This is a genomic window from Streptomyces sp. NPDC015242 (assembly GCF_043079125.1).
GTDB lineage: Bacteria > Actinomycetota > Actinomycetes > Streptomycetales > Streptomycetaceae > Streptomyces.
In genome coordinates this window covers 602,267-619,415 of the sequence record NZ_JBIBUF010000002.1, presented here as the reverse complement: position 1 = coordinate 619,415, position 17,149 = coordinate 602,267, and the positions used below count along the sequence as shown (strand labels likewise).

General features: G+C 71.8%; 17 protein-coding genes and 1 pseudogene. 8 read left to right on the top strand and 10 right to left on the bottom strand.

Annotated features, from left to right (window positions below):
* Window positions 1–211 precede the first annotated feature (211 nt).
* A complete protein-coding gene (locus ACF07N_RS08220; protein ID WP_392109784.1) occupies window positions 212–652 on the top strand; it encodes a sec-independent translocase in 441 nt (146 codons plus the stop codon).
* Window positions 653–875: 223 nt separating this feature from the next.
* Window positions 876–1,547: a hypothetical protein gene (locus tag ACF07N_RS08215; RefSeq protein ID WP_383337370.1), complete on the top strand. Its 672-nt coding sequence runs from the start codon at window positions 876–878 to the stop codon at window positions 1,545–1,547.
* A 136-nt stretch (window positions 1,548–1,683) separates the two neighbouring features.
* On the opposite strand, the gene ACF07N_RS08210 is transcribed toward ACF07N_RS08215, so the two are convergent.
* The 3 genes from ACF07N_RS08210 to ACF07N_RS08200 are packed head-to-tail and all read right to left on the bottom strand — an operon-like array spanning window position 1,684 to window position 4,736.
* The gene (locus ACF07N_RS08210; RefSeq protein WP_392109781.1) at window positions 1,684–2,817 is read right to left on the bottom strand and encodes an Mrp/NBP35 family ATP-binding protein; all 1,134 of its coding nucleotides are present in this window, start codon (window positions 2,815–2,817) and stop codon (window positions 1,684–1,686) included.
* A 43-nt stretch (window positions 2,818–2,860) separates the two neighbouring features.
* Complete coding sequence (locus ACF07N_RS08205) at window positions 2,861–3,460, bottom strand: DUF1003 domain-containing protein (protein WP_383324143.1); 600 nt, start codon at window positions 3,458–3,460, stop codon at window positions 2,861–2,863.
* Window positions 3,450–4,736 carry a magnesium transporter MgtE N-terminal domain-containing protein gene (locus ACF07N_RS08200; protein WP_383337372.1) on the bottom strand — a complete coding sequence of 429 codons (1,287 nt, stop codon included), beginning with the start codon at window positions 4,734–4,736 and terminating at the stop codon, window positions 3,450–3,452. Before ACF07N_RS08200 ends, ACF07N_RS08205 begins: the two co-directional genes overlap by 11 nt.
* Window positions 4,737–4,973: 237 nt before the next feature.
* On the opposite strand from ACF07N_RS08200, the gene ACF07N_RS08195 reads away from it, so the two are divergent.
* Window positions 4,974–5,735, top strand: coding sequence for a hypothetical protein (locus ACF07N_RS08195; RefSeq protein WP_392109778.1), 762 nt, complete (start codon window positions 4,974–4,976; stop codon window positions 5,733–5,735).
* A gap of 16 nt (window positions 5,736–5,751) precedes the next feature.
* Here the strand turns inward: ACF07N_RS08195 and ACF07N_RS08190 are convergent, their stop codons facing one another.
* Window positions 5,752–6,267, bottom strand: coding sequence for a hypothetical protein (locus ACF07N_RS08190; RefSeq protein WP_392109776.1), 516 nt, complete (start codon window positions 6,265–6,267; stop codon window positions 5,752–5,754).
* Between the two features lie 23 nt (window positions 6,268–6,290).
* The gene (locus ACF07N_RS08185; protein WP_392109773.1) at window positions 6,291–7,406 is read right to left on the bottom strand and encodes a magnesium and cobalt transport protein CorA; all 1,116 of its coding nucleotides are present in this window, start codon (window positions 7,404–7,406) and stop codon (window positions 6,291–6,293) included.
* A 460-nt stretch (window positions 7,407–7,866) separates the two neighbouring features.
* Between ACF07N_RS08185 and ACF07N_RS08180 the strand changes: the two genes are divergently transcribed.
* Window positions 7,867–8,451 (top strand): suppressor of fused domain protein, encoded by a 585-nt coding sequence (locus ACF07N_RS08180; RefSeq protein ID WP_383324129.1) that lies wholly within the window; start codon window positions 7,867–7,869, stop codon window positions 8,449–8,451.
* A 30-nt stretch (window positions 8,452–8,481) separates the two neighbouring features.
* Here ACF07N_RS08180 and ACF07N_RS08175 read toward each other — a convergent pair whose 3' ends face one another.
* The gene (locus tag ACF07N_RS08175) at window positions 8,482–9,705 is read right to left on the bottom strand and encodes an MFS transporter (RefSeq protein ID WP_392109770.1); all 1,224 of its coding nucleotides are present in this window, start codon (window positions 9,703–9,705) and stop codon (window positions 8,482–8,484) included.
* A 159-nt stretch (window positions 9,706–9,864) separates the two neighbouring features.
* Here ACF07N_RS08175 and ACF07N_RS08170 point away from each other — a divergent pair, with 159 nt between their 5' ends.
* The 3 genes from ACF07N_RS08170 (at window position 9,865) to ACF07N_RS08160 (ending at window position 12,184) form a co-directional block, all read left to right on the top strand.
* Window positions 9,865–10,506, top strand: a complete 642-nt coding sequence (locus ACF07N_RS08170) for a DUF6758 family protein (RefSeq protein ID WP_383324123.1) — start codon at window positions 9,865–9,867, stop codon at window positions 10,504–10,506.
* A 110-nt stretch (window positions 10,507–10,616) separates the two neighbouring features.
* Complete coding sequence (locus ACF07N_RS08165) at window positions 10,617–11,477, top strand: PHP domain-containing protein (protein WP_392109767.1); 861 nt, start codon at window positions 10,617–10,619, stop codon at window positions 11,475–11,477.
* Between the two features lie 101 nt (window positions 11,478–11,578).
* Window positions 11,579–12,184 carry a MarC family protein gene (locus tag ACF07N_RS08160; RefSeq protein WP_383324117.1) on the top strand — a complete coding sequence of 202 codons (606 nt, stop codon included), beginning with the start codon at window positions 11,579–11,581 and terminating at the stop codon, window positions 12,182–12,184.
* A gap of 2 nt (window positions 12,185–12,186) precedes the next feature.
* On the opposite strand, the gene ACF07N_RS08155 is transcribed toward ACF07N_RS08160, so the two are convergent.
* Both ACF07N_RS08155 and ACF07N_RS08150 read right to left on the bottom strand, forming a co-directional pair.
* Entirely contained in the window at window positions 12,187–14,271 is a 2,085-nt protein-coding gene (locus ACF07N_RS08155; protein ID WP_392109764.1) for a trypsin-like serine peptidase, read from the bottom strand.
* 135 nt (window positions 14,272–14,406) lie between these two features.
* A complete protein-coding gene (locus ACF07N_RS08150; protein WP_094057445.1) occupies window positions 14,407–14,559 on the bottom strand; it encodes a hypothetical protein in 153 nt (50 codons plus the stop codon).
* Window positions 14,560–14,787: 228 nt separating this feature from the next.
* On the opposite strand from ACF07N_RS08150, the gene ACF07N_RS08145 reads away from it, so the two are divergent.
* Window positions 14,788–15,681, top strand: coding sequence for an NYN domain-containing protein (locus tag ACF07N_RS08145; protein WP_383324111.1), 894 nt, complete (start codon window positions 14,788–14,790; stop codon window positions 15,679–15,681).
* On the opposite strand, the gene ACF07N_RS08140 is transcribed toward ACF07N_RS08145, so the two are convergent.
* Both ACF07N_RS08140 and ACF07N_RS08135 read right to left on the bottom strand, forming a co-directional pair.
* Entirely contained in the window at window positions 15,678–16,553 is an 876-nt protein-coding gene (locus tag ACF07N_RS08140) for an alpha/beta fold hydrolase (protein WP_392109760.1), read from the bottom strand. The genes ACF07N_RS08145 and ACF07N_RS08140 overlap by 4 nt on opposite strands.
* A gap of 104 nt (window positions 16,554–16,657) precedes the next feature.
* Window positions 16,658–17,149 (bottom strand): annotated as a pseudogene (locus ACF07N_RS08135) (DEAD/DEAH box helicase); the annotation flags it as partial.

The window sequence follows — 17,149 nt, the reverse complement described above, 5'->3', positions numbered from 1 at the left end:
GGGCCGGCGGTCGCGGAGACGTCACACAGATGCCCGGAAGGGACCAAACGGGCAAACAGTCGGGAAAGCGCTCCCTCACCACCTACTCAGAGGTCTCGGGACGGTACCGGTCGGACAGGATCGCCGGGTACCGTGGAGCCGGCCCGGACCACGGCAAGACCCGCACCGACCACCGAGGGCCGAGGACCGAGGACATCGCAAGGAGCTTCAGGTGTTCAATGACATAGGACCGCTCGAGCTGGTGACGCTCATCGTCCTCGCCGTGCTCGTCTTCGGTCCGGACAAGCTCCCCAAGGTCATCCAGGACGTGACACGCACGATCCGGAAGATCCGCGAGTTCTCGGAGAGCGCCAAGAACGACATCCGTGAGGAACTGGGCCCGGAGTTCAAGGACTTCGAGTTCGAGGACCTGAACCCCAAGACGTTCATCCGCAAGCAGCTGGACAACGAGGACCTGGGGCTCAAGGAGATCCGCAACGGCTTCGACCTGAAGAAGGAGATGGCCGAGGTCACCGACGCCGTCAACGGCCGCGAGTCCGACGCGTCCGCCGCTTCTTCCTCCTCGTCCTCCGGCGGCCGCATCGACATGACGAAGAAGCCCGAGACGCCGGGCCGGGACGACCGTCCGCCCTTCGACGCGGACGCCACCTGAGCGACCACGCCGGGGGGCACGCCCCGGTGTGCGTGACGCGTCTCATACTCCGGTCGGGCTGTGTACGGCCTGATCGAGGCGCCCGTGCGGCCCACGCGCCGGGCGCTTTCCCTGCTGCTCGCGGCGGTGTGGCTATGCTGCCGAGTTGTTGTGCGGACCGGCCGAGTACGCCCGAAGGGGGGCGGGCCGCCCGGTTCGACGAGAGCGAGGAGGGCTCGGGCACATGGAGACGACGAGTGGGTCAGTCGCGCAGGCGCCGGCCGCGGAGGGCGGACAGCAGGTCCCCTCCGCCCGGCGCACGGTCGACGGCTACCTGCGCGCGCCCTTCCCGTGGTACGGCCTCGACGAGGCCTTCACGGGGCCGCGCTGGCTGATGCAGGTCGGCACCACGGCCGACGGGGCCGTGGAACACGGGTCGATCGGGCACGGCGACGAGCCCACGGTGCGCAACGAGTTTGCCGCCGGGGGCGACCAGGAGTCCAAGGAGAAGTTCGCGGTCGTGGTGACCGTGGCGGCGAACCCCTCCCGGCGCAGCGCCGACGGCACGGGGCTGCTGGAGGCCACGTCCGTGTCGTCCGCGGCGTGGCTCGCGGGGGTGGGGCTGCTGTCCTTCACCTGGCCCGGGCAGATGGACCACGCGCTGCGCGACGACTGGCTGGAGCAGCAGACCGAGACGGCGTGGGTGCTGGCCGACGACCTCGACGGCGCCGACTGGTCGACGCTGTCGCTGCCGGTGGACGGCGTGCCGACGGCGTTCCACTACCGGGAGTCCGAGTTCGGCTGGGTGCTGGCCGGGTCGACCGCGGCCGGGGTGCATCTCGGGGCGTACGGCAGGGGCATGAGCGCGTACGGGCTCGGCTTCGCCGTGGTGAAGGACATCGCCGCGTACGCGTGAGTTTCCTGGGGCGCCGGGTTCTCGGTTCGGCGCCCCTTCGCCGTGGGGCTTCTCCGCGCGGGCGGCCGCGGGTGCGATGTGGTTGCTCGCGCAGTTCCCCGCGCCCCTGAGGGGGCTGCCCCCAGGGGCGTTCGGACTAGAACTTGTTCCGCGGGGTGATCCCCAGCGACAGGCCCGACAGGCCCCGCTGGCGGCCGCCCAGCTTGCCCGCGATGGCGCGCAGGGCCGAGCCCGCCGGGGAGTCCGGGTCGGTCAGGACGACCGGCTTGCCCTCGTCGCCGCCCTCGCGCAGGCGGACGTCGATGGGGATGCTGCCGAGGACCGGGACGTTCGCGCCGGTCGTGCGGGTCAGGCCGTCGGCGACGACCTGGCCGCCGCCGGTGCCGAAGACGTCGACCATCTCGCCGCAGTGCGGGCAGGGCAGGCCGGACATGTTCTCGACCACGCCGACGATCTTCTGGTGGGTCTGGACGGCGATGGAGCCCGCCCGCTCGGCGACCTCGGCCGCCGCCTGCTGGGGGGTCGTCACGACCAGGATCTCGGCGTTCGGGACGAGCTGAGCGACGGAGATCGCGATGTCGCCGGTGCCGGGCGGCAGGTCCAGCAGCAGCACGTCCAGGTCGCCCCAGTACACGTCCGCCAGGAACTGCTGCAGGGCGCGGTGGAGCATCGGGCCGCGCCAGACGACCGGGGCGTTGCCCGGCGTGAACATGCCGATGGAGATGACCTTCACGCCGTTCGCCGACGGCGGCATGATCATGTTCTCGACCTGGGTGGGACGGCCGTCGGCGCCGAGCATGCGCGGCACGGAGTGGCCGTAGATGTCGGCGTCCACGACACCGACCTTGAGGCCGTCGGCCGCCATCGCCGCGGCCAGGTTGACCGTCACCGAGGACTTGCCGACGCCGCCCTTGCCGGAGGCGACCGCGTAGACGCGGGTCAGGCTGCCCGGCTTGGCGAAGGGCACCTCGCGCTCGGTCTGGCCGCCGCGCAGCGCGCTCGCCAGCTCCTTGCGCTGCTCGTCGCTCATGACGTCGAGCGTCACGTCGACGCGGGTGACGCCCTCGACCCGCGAGACGGCGTCGGTCACGCGCTGCGTGATCGTGTCGCGCATGGGGCAGCCGGAGACCGTCAGGTACACGGTGACCGCGACCGCCCCGTCCGCGCCGATCTCCACCGACTTGACCATCCCGAGCTCCGTGATGGGCCGGTTGATCTCGGGGTCGTTCACCGTCGCCAGTGCCTCGCGCACCGCGTCTTCCGTAGCCATAAGGACGATGGTACGGCGCCGTACCGGCCCGTAGGAAAGGCCGTCAGCGGTCGTCTGCGTCACGTCCCGCCGGCCGTTCCGCCGGGAATACGACGGTGTCGTGACGGTGGCCGTTCTGCCGTTCCTCCAGTTCCTTGATCATGTCCTGGAGTTCGGAGCGGATCCAGTCGCGGGTGGCGACCTCGCCCAGGCCGATGCGCAGGGCGGCGACCTCGCGGGTCAGGTACTCGGTGTCGGCGATCGACCGCTCGTTCTGCTTGCGGTCCTGCTCCAGGTTGACCCGGTCGCGGTCGTCCTGCCGGTTCTGCGCGAGCAGGATCAGCGGGGCGGCGTAGGAGGCCTGCAGCGACAGCATCAGGGTCAGGAAGATGAACGGGTACTCGTCGAAGCGCAGGTCGCGCGGGGCGAGGGTGTTCCACGCCACCCACAGGATGATGGCGGCCGTCATCCAGACCAGGAAGCGCCCGGTGCCGAGGAAGCGCGCGATGCGTTCCGACAGCCGCCCGAAGGCGTCCGGGTCGTACTCGGGCAGGAACCGGCGCCGGGGCACGCCCGGCTGGTCGAGCCGGGCGGTGCGCGGCCGGGAGGCGGCCGTGGCGCCGGCCGGCGTGCGCTCGCGGGTGCTCTCGCGCTCAGGAACCATCGGTGGCCACCTCCTCCTCGTCCAGGTGGAACTCGGTCTCCCGCCAGTCGTCCGGGAGCATGTGGTCGAGGACGTCGTCCACGGTCACCGCGCCCAGCAGCGACCCGGCCTCGTCCACGACCGGCGCCGCGACCATGTCGTACGTGGCGAAGAAACCGGCGATGGCCGGCAGGTCGGCCTCCGGGTCCAGCGGCTGCAGATCGCTGTCCACGATCGAGCTGACCAGCGAGGGCGGTGGCTCGCGCAGCAGGCGCTGGAAGTGGACCGTGCCGAGGTACTTGCCGGTCGGGGTCTCGTCGGGCGGCCGGCAGACGTAGATCTGCGCGGCCAGGGCGGGGGAGAGGTCGGGGTTGCGCACGCGCGCGAGGGCGTCGGCGACCGTGGCGTCGGGGCGCAGCACGATCGGCTCGGTGGTCATCAGACCGCCCGCCGTGCGCTCCTCGTACGACATCAGGCGCCGCATGTCGGCCGCGTCACCCGGCTGCATCAGGCTCAGCAGCCGCTCCTGCTCCTCCGTCGGCAGCTCGCCCAGCAGGTCGGCCGCGTCGTCCGGGTCCATGGCCTCCAGGACATCGGCGGCACGCTCCTCCTTCAGCTTGCCGAGGATCTCGATCTGGTCGTCCTCCGGCAGCTCCTCCAGGACGTCGGCCAGCCGGTCGTCGTCCAGGGCGGCGGCGACCTCGGCGCGCCGCTTGGGGGAGAGGTGGTGCAGGACGTTCGCCAGGTCGGCCGGGCGCAGCTGTTCGAACGTGGCGAGCAGGTTCTCGGCGCCCTGCCCCTGCTCCTCCAGGGAGAAACCGGTGACGGCGGTCCACTCGACGGTCAGCGCCTCGCCCTTGGCCCGCCGGAACGCGCCGCCCTTCCTGCCCTTGCGGACGAAGACCCGGTCGATCTCCCACTCCCGCCGGGCCGGCAGCTGATGCACCGACAGGTCCAGGACGGTGACCTCCTCACCGGTCTCGGTGAGCGTCACGCGCCGGTCCAGCAGTTCCCCGAAGACCAGCCGCTCGGTGGGCCGCTGCTCGAAGCGCCGGACATTCAGCACGCCGGTGGTGATGACCTGGCCCGACTGGATGGCCGTGACCCGGGTCATGGGCAGGAAGATGCGGCGGCGGGTGGCGAGTTCGACGACGAGACCGAGCAGCCTCGGCGGCCGCTGCCCCACCCGCAGCATGACGACGAGATCGCGGACACGGCCCACCTGATCGCCGGCGGGGTCGAAGACGGCGATGCCGGAGAGGTGCGAGACGAAGATCCGGGGGGCGCCCGCTGCCATGGCCGCGGCTCCTTTGCGTACGGGGTGGTTCGTGATGCCTGTGGGACTGCCTGACGTCGTGCCTGTCTTTGTAGCTGTCTCTTCCGAATTGCCCGCTCGGATGGGCTTCAGGCTAGCCCGTCCCGATCGGGGCCGCGTCGGCGGGCGGTCCGGACGGACCGGCTCCGACCTGCCCGCACGTCCCCGGTACCCTGCGGTACGCCGTTCAGGTCTTTCGTCAGAGAGGCAGCCCCACCTGTGACTCCGATTCGCCAGAGCCGAAGCCGCGGTGCCGCACTCGCCCTCGCGACGTGCGCGCTGCTCGTGACGGGAACGGTGCTCACGGGCTGCGCGGAGGAAGATCCCAACGAGGGCACCAACGGGGTGGGCCGACTGCCCGCCGCCAAGATCCAGAGCAAGACCCGCGCCGCCGCCGGAGCGGCCGGGGCGGTCCGGGTGCACGGCAGCGTCGTCAGCGGCGGGCGGACCTACGCGCTCGACATGCGGCTGAAGGACGACGGCGGCGACGGCTCGGTCACCACCAAGGGCACGACCTTCAAGCTGCTGCGGGTCGGCGAGGAGCTCTTCGTCAAGGCGGACGCGGAGTTCTGGAGTCACGGCGGCGGCGAGGGCGAGGGTGAGGGCACGGCGGACGCGGCGGCGGCCTCCAAGCTGGGCGGCAAGTTCGTCAAGGTGCCGCAGGGCGACCCCTCGTACAAGAAGTTCAGCGGTTTCACGGACAAGGCTCTCCTCCTCGACGGTCTGCTGACCCTGCACGGCACCCTCGCCACGGACGGGCACGACGAGCAGGCGGGCGTGCGCACCATCCGCATCACCGGCGACAAGGGCTCCGGCGGCACCCTGGAGGTCTCCCTGGAGGGCAAGCCGTATCCGCTGCGCCTGGAGCGGGCGGGCGGCGCGGGCACGCTCACGTTCTCCGCCTGGGGCGAGGACTTCTCCCTGCGCGAGCCGGAGAAGAACGAGACCGTGGACTACGGCCGGCAGCTGCCGGCGTCCTAGGCGTGCCGCCGGGCCCTCAGGCCCGTTTGCGCTTCTTCTTCAGCAGCAGGCGGGGCAGGCCCGCCGGGACCGGGTGGCGGGTGGTCGCCGGAGTGGGCAGCGGCGCCTCGGCCAGGGAGCCGTCGGGCAGGGGTGCCGTCGTCCCGGTCGGTTCCAGACGCAGCACCCGGCACTCGCGGGCCCAGCGGCCGGTGATGGCCTCACCGTCGGGTGCGTTCAGCCGCTTGCCCTTCAGCTCGCCGGCCGCCGCCTCCCAGGCCCCGGAACCGGGGGCGAGCTGCACGACCCGCGCCGACCAGGAGACCAGCCGGCCTCCCTTGTCCTTGCTGCGGACCGTCACCCGCGCCTCGGCCCCGTCGGTCAGCCCCGGCAGCGGCTGCTCGCCGGGCCCGTCGCCGACCAGGCACGCCGCACCCTCGTGCCACACGTGCCAGAGCGCGCGCGCCGGGCCCTCGGGGCCCTGGACCCAGATGAGACCGGACTTCTTCGTGGCCTCCTCGACGAGGGCCTGATCGAGCAGCTCGCGTGTCATGGGCGCCAGCCTATCCACGCCGCTCACAGCCAGCCGTTCCGCTTCAGCGTGCGGTGGATGCCCAGGCAGATGACCACCGTGACGCCCATGATCGCCGGGTAGCCGTACCGCCAGTGCAGCTCCGGCATGTGGTCGAAGTTCATGCCGTAGACCCCGCAGACCATCGTCGGCACGGCGATGATCGCGGCCCACGAGGTGATCTTCCGCATGTCCTCGTTCTGCGCCACGGACGCCTGCGCGAGATTGGCCTGGAGGATGGAGTTGAGCAGCTCGTCGAAGCCGAGCACCTGCTCCTGGACCCGGGCGAGGTGGTCGGCGACGTCGCGGAAGTACTTCTGGATGTCCGGGTCGATCAGCCGCATCGGCCGCTCGCTCAGCAGCTGCATGGGCCGCAGCAGCGGCGACACGGCCCGCTTGAACTCCAGAACCTCGCGCTTGAGTTGGTAGATCCGGCCGGCGTCCGAACCGCGCGGCGAGCCCTTGCGGCCGGGCGAGAAGACGTCCGTCTCCACCTCGTCGATGTCGTCCTGCACCGCGTCGGCGACCGCGATGTAGCCGTCCACGACGTGGTCGGCGATGGCGTGCAGCACGGCCGACGGGCCCTTGGCCAGCAGCTCGGGGTCGTCCTGCAGCCGGTGCCGCAGGGTCCGCAGCGATCCCTTGCCGCCGTGCCGGACGGTGATGAAGAAGTCCCGGCCGGTGAAGCACATGACCTCACCGGACTCGACGACCTCGCTGTTGGCGTCGAGCCGGTCGTGCTCCACGTAGTGGATGGTCTTGAAGACGGTGAAGAGCGAGTCGTCGTAGCGCTCCAGCTTGGGCCGCTGGTGGGCCTGGACGGCGTCCTCCACGGCCAGCGGGTGCAGCCCGAACTCGCTGGCGATACCGGCGAATTCGGCCTCGGTCGGCTCGTGCAGGCCGATCCACACGAAGCCCCCGTCGCGGCGTGCGACGCGGACCGCCTCGTGCGGGGTCAGCGGGGTGTCGGTCTCGACGCGGCGGCCGTCGCGGTAGACGGCGCAGTCGACGACGGCGGAGGTCGTCGCGGGGCTGCGGGTGGTGTCGTACGGGCCGCTGTCCTTGCGCAGCGACACGCGGGACGGGCGGACGACGGCACGCAGGTCGCGGATCATCGACATGGCGGGCTCCTTCGCGACAGGCAACGAGCAGGCGCCGGACCCGACAGGTGGAACTACCCGGAATGAGGACGTCGGTGCTGAGGATGTTTGGCACGTCCACAAAGCGGGGAGCACCGCACCGTCGCGGTGGCGAGTCTCGTCACTGATTCAGCTACTGAGGCAGATCAGGCACAGCGAAACGAAGCGCTCTTCCGCGTGAAGCGAGTGCGAGAGGTGGCGACCAGCCAGGGCCAGAACAGCTACGTCAGCGGCGGGAAGAGCGTGGTGCTACTGCACGGTCGACTTCGATCCATTGCAGTCCCACCTCCTCCGGCCGGTCCCTCGTAAGGGAGTTCCTTCGGCGTCGGGGCTTGATCGCGACGCTTCTGCGTGCTGCCCCGAACCACCGAGCCAGAGTATCAGCCGCCCGACGTGTCAAGGCGCTTGTCTGCCCGCTACCGACGAGTTCTATGCTCGCCGCATGGCAGATGTTCTCCCTCTGGTCGAAGCCCGGTTGCGTACGGCGCTGGGCGAACCGGACGCGCGCGCGGCCGTCACCTTCCTGGGCACGGACCGTATCGAGGTGCTCCGCTTCCAGGAGGGCGACATCGTCCGCTACGCCACGCTCGGCATGTCCGCGCACCCCATGACGGACCCGACGGCGGTGGTCGCCGACCCCGTGAAGGGCCCGCGCGCGGAGCTGGTCCTCTCGGTCCGCGCCGGCCGCGCCGACACCGACAAGGTGCTCAGGCCGCTCGCCGTGCTGGCCGCGTCGCCGCAGGTGGAGGGGCTGGTCGTGGCGCCCGGTGCGTCCCTGGACGTCGGCGAGCCGCTGTGGCCCGGCGCCGCCTTCACCTCGGTCCTGGTCGCGGAGCCGGGCGGTCTGGTGGAGGACCTGGAACTCGACGCGCCGCTCGACCCGGTGCGGTTCCTGCCGCTGCTGCCGATGACGCCGAACGAGGCCGCCTGGAAGCGTGTGCACGGCGCCCAGGCGCTGCAGGAGCGGTGGCTGACCCAGGGGACGGACCTGCGGGACCCGTCCCGCAGGTCCGTCCCGCTGGAGTGAGCAAGCTCACCAAATCCGGGACACCGGGCGTCAGTTGGCGAAGACGGTGACGCCGTCCTCGGTCGCGTGCCGTGTCTCCTGCCGCTCCGCCTCGGTGGTGAGGGCCTTGCGCCGCACGACGACCACGAGCGCGCCCACGACCGCCGTGACTGCCGCGACCACGAACGGCAGGTGGACGTCGGTCCACTCCTCGATCTTCGGCGCGAAGTACGGGGCGGCCGCCGCGGCGAACCAGCGGACGAAGTTGTACCCGGCGCTCGCCACCGGACGGGGCGCGTCGGACACGCCGAGGGCCAGCTCCGTGTAGACGGTGTTGTTCACGCCGATGAAGGCGCCGGACAGGATCGTGCAGACGACGGCCGTGGTGTGGGAGCCGTAACCGAGCACCAGCACGTCGGCCGCGAGCAGCACGAGCGAGCCGCCGAGCACCTTCAGCGAGCCGAACCGCCTCTGCAGGCGGGGTGCGACGATCACCGAGAAGACGGCGAGCAGCACGCCCCAGGCGAAGAACACCGCACCCGAGCGGTACGGGCTCATGTCCAGCACGAACGGCGTGAAGGCCAGCACGGTGAAGAACGTGTAGTTGTAGAAGAACGCCGAGGCCGCCGCGGAGGCGAGGCCGCCGTGGCCGAGGGCCTTCAACGGGTCCAGCGGCGAGGTCCTGCGGGCCGGCTTCGGCTGCTCCTTCAGGAACACCGCGATGCACAGGAAGCCGACGGCCATCAGGAACGCCGTGCCGAAGAACGGGTAGCGCCAGCTCGCGTCGCCGAGCAGGGCGCCCAGCAGCGGGCCGCAGGCCATGCCGAGGCCGAGGGCCGACTCGTAGAGCAGGATCGCCGCGGCGCTGCCGCCGGCCGCCGCGCCGACGATGACGGCGAGGGAGGTGGAGACGAACAGCGCGTTCCCCAGGCCCCAGCCCGCCCGGAACCCGACCAGCTCGCCGACGGACCCGGAGGTGCCGGCGAGTCCGGCGAAGACCACCACGAACGCCAGGCCGAGCAGCAGGGTCCTGCGGCCGCCGATGCGGCTGGAGACGAAGCCGGTCACCAGCATCGCGACGGCGGTGATCAGGAAGTACGAGGTGAAGAGCAGGGAGACCTGGCCGGCCGTGGCGTCGAGGCCCTGGGCGATGGACGGCAGGATCGGGTCGACCAGCCCGATGCCCATGAAGGCGACGACCGAGGCCCCGGCGGTCGCCCACACGGACGTGGGCTGCTTCAGGAGGCCGCCCGCTCCGGCGTCGAAGGGGTCCATGCGTGCTCCCTTTCCCGAGACAGAGATAGTTGGTATATACACACACTAAGTTAGCAAGGCTAAATAATGCAAACCCATCTTTCGTGGGCGGTGAAGGGTTCCGTCCGGATGGGTGATCGTCCTTGACGCGGCGGGGCGGGGGTAGGACCGTGGGGCCCTATGAGGGGCGAACCCAGTTGCCCGAAGTGCGGTGGCCGGGTCAGGGCTCCCGGCCTCTTCTCCGACTCGTGGCAGTGCGACGTGCACGGCACCGTTCATCCGGTGCAGCCCGTGATACCGCCGAGCGTCGACGCCCTCAACGTCGTGGTGCACCGCACCCGGGTGCCGGTGTGGATGCCGTGGCCGCTGCCGGTCGGATGGCTGTTCACGGGCGTGGCCTGCGCGGGGGACGACCGCACCGGTGGCCGTGCGACGGCCGTGGCGTGCACCGGCCCTGGACCGCTCGGCGGGATGGGCGAGCTGATCCTGGTCGCCGAGGAACTGGGCGTGGGCCTGGGGGCACGGTACGCGGGCATCGACGGACCCGACCCCGGGCCGTACATGGACGTCGGGAAGCCGGCTCAGGCGAAGGTGCTCGCCGCGGGGCGTCCGACACCTCTCTGGCACGTCTCCGGGGCGCCCGACGACCGGGCCGTGTTCGCCGGCGAGGCGCTCGGGATGTGGCTGTGGGCCGTGGTGTGGCCGGAGCAGTCCGGGCTGCTGATGTACGACGAACTGGTGCTGGCGGACCTGCGGGAGGCCGGTGCCGAGGTCGAGTTGGTGCCGTGCGGCGCCCTGTCCCCACGGCTGCTGGCGCCGTAGGGCGCCCCGTGTAGGGGGTGCTCGGCCAGTTCGGGTGTGACAGCGGGCGTCGAAGATGCGGTTATCCTTGAGCAGCCCTGTCCGTGTCGTCCGTGTCTGGAGTTCGTGTCGTGCGTATCGACCTGCACACCCACTCCACGGCCTCCGACGGTACGGACACCCCCGCCGAGCTGGTGCGCAAGGCCGCGGCGGCCGGGCTGGACGTCGTCGCGCTGACCGATCACGACACCACGCGGGGGCACGCCGAGGCGATCGCCGCGCTGCCGCCCGGGCTGACGCTGGTCACCGGGGCCGAGCTGTCCTGCCGGATCGACGGCATCAGCATGCACATGCTCGCCTACCTCTTCGACCCGGAGGAGCCGGCACTGCTCGCCGAGCGCGAGCTGGTGCGGGACGACCGGGTGCCGCGGGCGCAGGGCATGATCGCCAAGCTCCGGGAGCTGGGCGTCCCGGTGACCTGGGAGCAGGTGGCCCGGATCGCCGGGGACGGCTCCGTCGGGCGGCCGCACGTGGCGAGCGCGCTCGTGGAGCTGGGTGTCGTGCCGACCGTCGACGACGCCTTCACCAAGGACTGGCTGGCCGACGGCGGCCGGGTCTTCGTGGAGAAGCACGAGACCGACCCGTTCGAGGCCATCCAGCTGATCAAGGGCGCGGGCGGGGTCGCCGTGTTCGCGCACCCCGGGGCCAGCAAGCGGGGGCGTACCGTGCCGGAGGCCGCGATCGCCGAGATGGCGGCGGCCGGTCTGGACGGCATCGAGGTCGACCACATGGACCACGACGCGGACACGCGGGCGCGGCTGCGGGGGCTGGCGAAGGAGCTCGGGCTGCTGGTGACGGGGTCCTCGGACTACCACGGCAGCCGCAAGAGCTGCGTGCTCGGCGAGTACGCCACCGATCCCGAGGTGTACGGGGAGATCACGCGGCGGGCGTTCGGGGCCTTCCCCGTGCCGGGGGCCGGCGGAACCGCCTGAGGCTCCCTCCCTTCGTCACTCCTTCATTCCTTCTCCGGCACCCGGCGCTGTCCGCCGTGCCGTGATCCGCCGCTCCACCACACCGCAAGGCCATCACGCTCATGTTCGACCTCGCCGTCTTCGGCTCCCTCTTCCTCACCCTCTTCGTCATCATGGATCCCCCGGGGATCACGCCGATCTTCCTCGCCCTCACCGCCGGGCGGCCCGGGAAGGTGCAGAAGCGGATGGCCTTCCAGGCCGTCTGCGTCGCCGGCGGTGTGATCGCCGTGTTCGGCCTGCTCGGGCACCAGATCCTGAACTACCTGCACGTCTCGGTGCCCGCGCTGATGATCGCGGGCGGCCTGCTGCTCCTGCTGATCGCGCTGGACCTGCTCACCGGCAAGACCGACGAGCCGAAGCAGACCAAGGACGTCAACGTCGCGCTGGTGCCGCTGGGCATGCCGCTGCTGGCCGGGCCCGGAGCCATCGTCTCGGTCATCCTCGCCGTGCAGAAGGCCCACACCGTCACCGCGCAGGTGTCCGTGTGGACGGCGATCCTCGCCATCCACGTCGTGCTGTGGCTGGTCATGCGCTACTCGCTGGTGATCATCCGGATCATCAAGGACGGCGGTGTGGTCCTGGTGACCCGGCTCGCGGGCATGATGCTCTCCGCGATCGCGGTGCAGCAGATCATCAACGGGGTCACGCAGGTCGTCCAGGGGAGCTGAGCTCAGCCGCGGCCGGTGAGGACCGAGCCGATCGGGCCCGCCGTGACCGCGTGGGCGAGGTACTCCTCGATCTTGTGCGCGCGGTCGCGGCCGTTGGGGACGGCCACCTGGGTGAGCTTGCCCCAGCGCTCGTCCTCCAGGGGACAGCCGATGGCCACCGCGTCGGTGGGGGACCAGACGTTGACCCAGTCGTGGACCCGGGGCGGGCGGTGCGGGCCGCGGGCCAGGAGCCGTTCGTTGACGCCGTCCAGGCCGAGCGGGCTGCCCGCGGTGACCAGCAGCACCGGTTCGAGTCCCTCGGGCAGCCGGGTCAGCAGGTCCATGCCGACGACCGTGCCCAGGCTGTGCGTGACCAGCACCAGTTCGCCGGTCGTGGGCATCGTCTCCAGGACGCTGTCCAGTACGGCCTGCCGGACGGCGGCGTCGCCGAGGTACAGGTCGACGTCCCGCAGGAACGTGGCGATGGTCCACTCGTCCAGGTCCGACCGGGCGGCGAGCCAGCTCAGCGGCCGGTGCAGGGCGCCGGGCAGGCCCGCCCCGAAGCCCTCGGTGGTCGCCGGCCCGTCCTGCGGCATGCCCGTCCGGGCGGCCGCCTCGTGGATCAGCCGCTCGTAGGAGCCGGTGGGGGACTCGGCGGCGAAGACCTCGGCCGCAGCGGCGGCGCTGAACCGGTCGAGGCCGATGGACTCGGCCGCGCTCTCCCGGCCGCTCACCAGGTGGTGCAGACGCGTGCCGTAGAACGGGAACCACGCGTCCTGCGGGTCGAGCGGGGGCAGTGAGGCGAGGGTCAGGCCGCGGTTGAGGCCGGCCGTCCAGTTCAGGCGGAGGTCCAGGGGCTCCCTTTCGTGCTGGTCCCTGCCGTGCAGGAAGACCAGGTGCTTGCGGCCGCCGAAGGCGGTGCTCCGGGCGCGCAGTCCGGTCGCCGTGTCCCGGACGCCCGCTCCGTTCTCCCGCCCGGCCGTCCCGGGAGTCTCGGTGCCCGTCGCCGGAGGCGTCGTGTGCTGCGCGCCGAGGACCGGGGCGGCGGACGGTACGGCGGCCGCACTCTGGTCCAGTCCGGAGTCCGGGCCCATCTCGGCCAGCAGGGCCCGGCGCCCGGGGTCGAGGTCCAGCCCGGCCAGGTGCTTGAGGATCGAACTGATCCGCACGCCCTCGTTGGCGACCCAGTCGATCGCGTCGTCGCCGTCGCCGTGCTGCCAGGGCCGGCCGTCCCTGCGCAGGACGCGCCCCTGGGCGTCCTGCTTCGGCACCCCGCTGTGGTGCAGGGCCACGACCTCCCACTGGTCGTTGAAGACGGGGGAGCCCGAGTTCCCGGGCCGGGTGTCGGTGCGGTAGTGGACGAAGTCGTCGAGCCGCACGAGCACGGCGTTGTCGCGCAGCACGATCTCCTTCAGCCGTCCGTCCGGGTGGCCGATGATGTTGACCCGCTCGCCGAGGACCAGTTTGCCGATCTGCACGCTCAGCCGGTTCCAGCCGAAGATCTCACCCGCTGGACGTCCGTCCTGGGCGGGTGCGACCGCCACGAGGGCGAAGTCGAGCCGCCGGTCCGCCGCGAAGAACGTCCGGGGGTCGAACTCCATGCGCACGACGGTGTCGGGCTGGTTGTCGACCGTGACCTGGGCGTTGAACTCCGCGAAGCACCGGCGCGGGAAGTCCTCGTCGGGCAGCACGTGGTGGTTGGTCATCATCAGCCGCGGCGACACCATGAAACCCGTGCCGTGCGGAAGCTCCCGGCCGTCGCGGCGCAGGGTGATCCGGGCGACCGTGGCCCCGGCCCTGACCCCGCGCGGCAGGAAGCTCCAGGCCTGCAGCTCGTTGGACAGGTCGATGATGCGCTCGTTGGCGTCCGGCAGGTCCATGGCCTCGCGGTGGATGTCCGCCACCACCGCCGAGGGCGACAGACCGCCCCGGTCGAGGATCCGGTCCGCGCGCACGGCGAGCGCGTCCGGGGCGTCCGGGAAGCGCACCCCGGCCGCCATCCGGCTCTCCACCCGCTCGCGCTCCGGGGAGGACTCCTCGTACCGCCGCGCGGCCTCGGCCACCGCCTGGTCGTGCAGCTCCTCGTTCGACCGGCCCGTCACCGCCATGCGGCCCACCGTCCTGTTCCGGCTCTCGACGTGCCCCTCAGCCAGTACGCCCCCGGTCGGGGCGGCCCGCAACAGCACAGCCCCCGCTCGGCCGATGCCGGGCGGGGGCTGCGACGTGGGGGAGAGCCGCGCGCGTTATGAGGCCGTGGTCTCGGCCGGGCGGATCCACAGGCGCTGCCCGATGGCGGCGGCCTGCTGCACGATGCGATTGACGGAGGCGGCGTCCACGACGGTCGTGTCCACAGGCGTGCCGTCCACGTCGTCGAGTCGCATGATTTCGAAGCGCAAGGGCTTCTCCCTTCGTCTGGTCATCCTCCTGAGGAGAACTACTTGGTGTGGCGGCCCACCGGCTGCGGTGCGCGGTGTTCCGTATGGGTCAACAGAGATGCACCCGTCAAACATTCCCTACGCTAAGGAAATTTTTCGAACGGCTAATTACTGAGTCGTAAGAGTGTCGTTACAGGACCGACCGGGACCAGTTGTGTTCGCAGCGTGACCGCCGGGAGAATGGAGGTGATGAACGACGACCTCGCGGACCTCAGTGCCCGCATCGACCGCACCAACGAGCTGCTCCAGCGCATGCTCGCCGAGGTGGCGAAGACGCCCTCGACCCACGCGATCTTCGTCGACGCGGGGTACCTGTACGCGGCCGCGGGGCGCCTGGTGGCGGGGACGGAGGACCGCCGCGCCTTCGACCTGGACGCCGAGGGCCTGATCGACGCCCTCATCGACCGGGCCCGCACGATCTTCGCCGACAGCCGGCTGCTGCGCGTCTACTGGTACGACGGCGCCCGGCGCCGGATCCACACGGCGGAGCAGCAGTCCATCGCGGAGCTGCCCGACGTGAAGGTGCGCCTCGGCAACCTCAACGCCAACAACCAGCAGAAGGGCGTCGACTCCCTCATCCGCTCGGACCTGGAGTCCCTCGCCCGCCACCGCGCCATCAGCGACGCGGCCCTGCTCGGCGGCGACGAGGACCTGGTGTCGGCGGTGGAGGCGGCCCAGGGCTATGGCGCCCGCGTCCACCTCTGGGGCATCGAGGCACCGGAGGGCCGCAACCAGGCCGAGCCGCTCCTGTGGGAGGTCGACAGCCAGCGCACGCTCGACCTCGACTTCTTCAAGCCGTACGTCTCCCGCCGCACCGCCCCGGTCCAGGACACGGCCACGGGCCGTCCCACCCGGGAGGACGTGCGGTTCGTGGGCGCGCAGATCTCGGCGAAGTGGCTGGCGGCACGCGGCCGGGACTCCCTGGTGGAACTGCTGCCCGGACACCCCTACCTGCCCGGCTCGGTCGACCAGGACCTGCTCGTGGAGGCGGAGGGCCTGCTCCAGTACTCGCTGCGCGGCCAGGCGGATCTGCGGCGCGCCCTGCGGGACGGCTTCTGGGACCACCTGCAGACGCAGTACTAGGCGCCGCCGGCCGCGCCGTCCCAGAAGTCGGCGAGGGCCCGGGCCGTCGGCAGGGGCCGGTCGGCGTTGGGCGAGTGCTCCGCCCCCGCGACGACTGTGCGGTGCGCGTCCAGCCGTACGGCCATGTCGTCCAGGACGGGCACCGGCCAGGTGTCGTCGCGCTCACCCGACAGGACGTGGAACGGCAGCGGCACCGCGGCCAGTTCCTCGACGCGGTCCGGCTCCGTGCACAACTGCCTTCCGGTGGCCAGCAGTTGGGCAGGGCTGTTGCCCAGCCAGCGGCGGCGCATCTGCTCCGGATCGCCGAGGCCCCGGGCCGGCCCGCCGACCTCCTCCGGTGGCCCCATCGCGCGGATGGCGTTCCAGACCTCCTCCATCGACAGCACGGCGAGCGCGTCGCTGAGCAGCTTCACGCGCTGCTGCTGGGAGACGGAGATCTCCGCCGGCCCGGAGGACATCAGGGTGAGGGACAGGAACGGGGAGTGGTCGAGCAGCACGGCCGCCCGGGCGATCTGCCCGCCCAGCGAGTGCCCGACGAGGTGCACGGGCACACCGAGCGCCCCGGCCTGCGCGAGCACGTCCCGGGCCAGCTCCGGCTGTGCGTAGGCGGACTCGTCGTCCACAGGGCCGCCCGACTCGTGCTGGCCCCGCCCGTCGACGGCGACGAGCCGGTAGCCCCGCGCCGCGAGCGGCTCGTGCAGCAGCCGGAAGTCCTCCTTGCTGCCGGTGAACCCGGGCAGCATCAGGACGACGCCCCTGGCCTCCGTCCCCGGCTGCGGTGACGAGTCGACGACGGCGAACTCGCCCCGGGCCGTGCGCAGGGGGTACGCGCGGGCGCCCGGGGGCGGGGGGAAGACGGGGTGGCTGGTCACGGGGGTGAGGGTAGCGGGTGGGCAACCGGCACCGGCTGAGAGCCCGGGGGAACGCCGACGGCCCGGCCCCCTGCGCGGGGACCGGGCCGTCGAACGAGGGTGTGTCAGCCCTCCGCGGACTCCGCGGCGGCCGTGACCTTGCGGGTACGACGGACCTTGGGCTTGGCCTCGGTGGCCTCCGCCGTGTCGACGGCGGCGTCGGCCTTCGTCGCGGCGGTCTTGCGGGTGCGGCGCGGCTTGGGCTCGGTGGCGTCGGGCTCCTGAGCCGTCTGGGCCGGGATGTCGGCCTGGGCGGGCTCGGTGGGCTCGGCGGCCTTGCGGGTGCGGCGGCGCGGCTTGGTCTCCGTGCCCTCGGCGGTGTCGACGGCGGCTTCGGCCTTCGTCGCGGCCGTCTTGCGGGTGCGGCGCGGCTTGGCCTCGGTGGCCTCCGTGTCCGTCTCCGGGGCGGCGGCCTTGCGCGTCCGTCGCGGCTTGGCCTCGGTGGCCTCCGCCGTGTCGAGAGCGGCGTCGGCCTTCGTCGCGGCGGTCTTGCGGGTGCGGCGCGGCTTGGGCTCGGTGGCGTCGGGCTCCTGAGCCGTCTGGGCCGGGATGTCGGC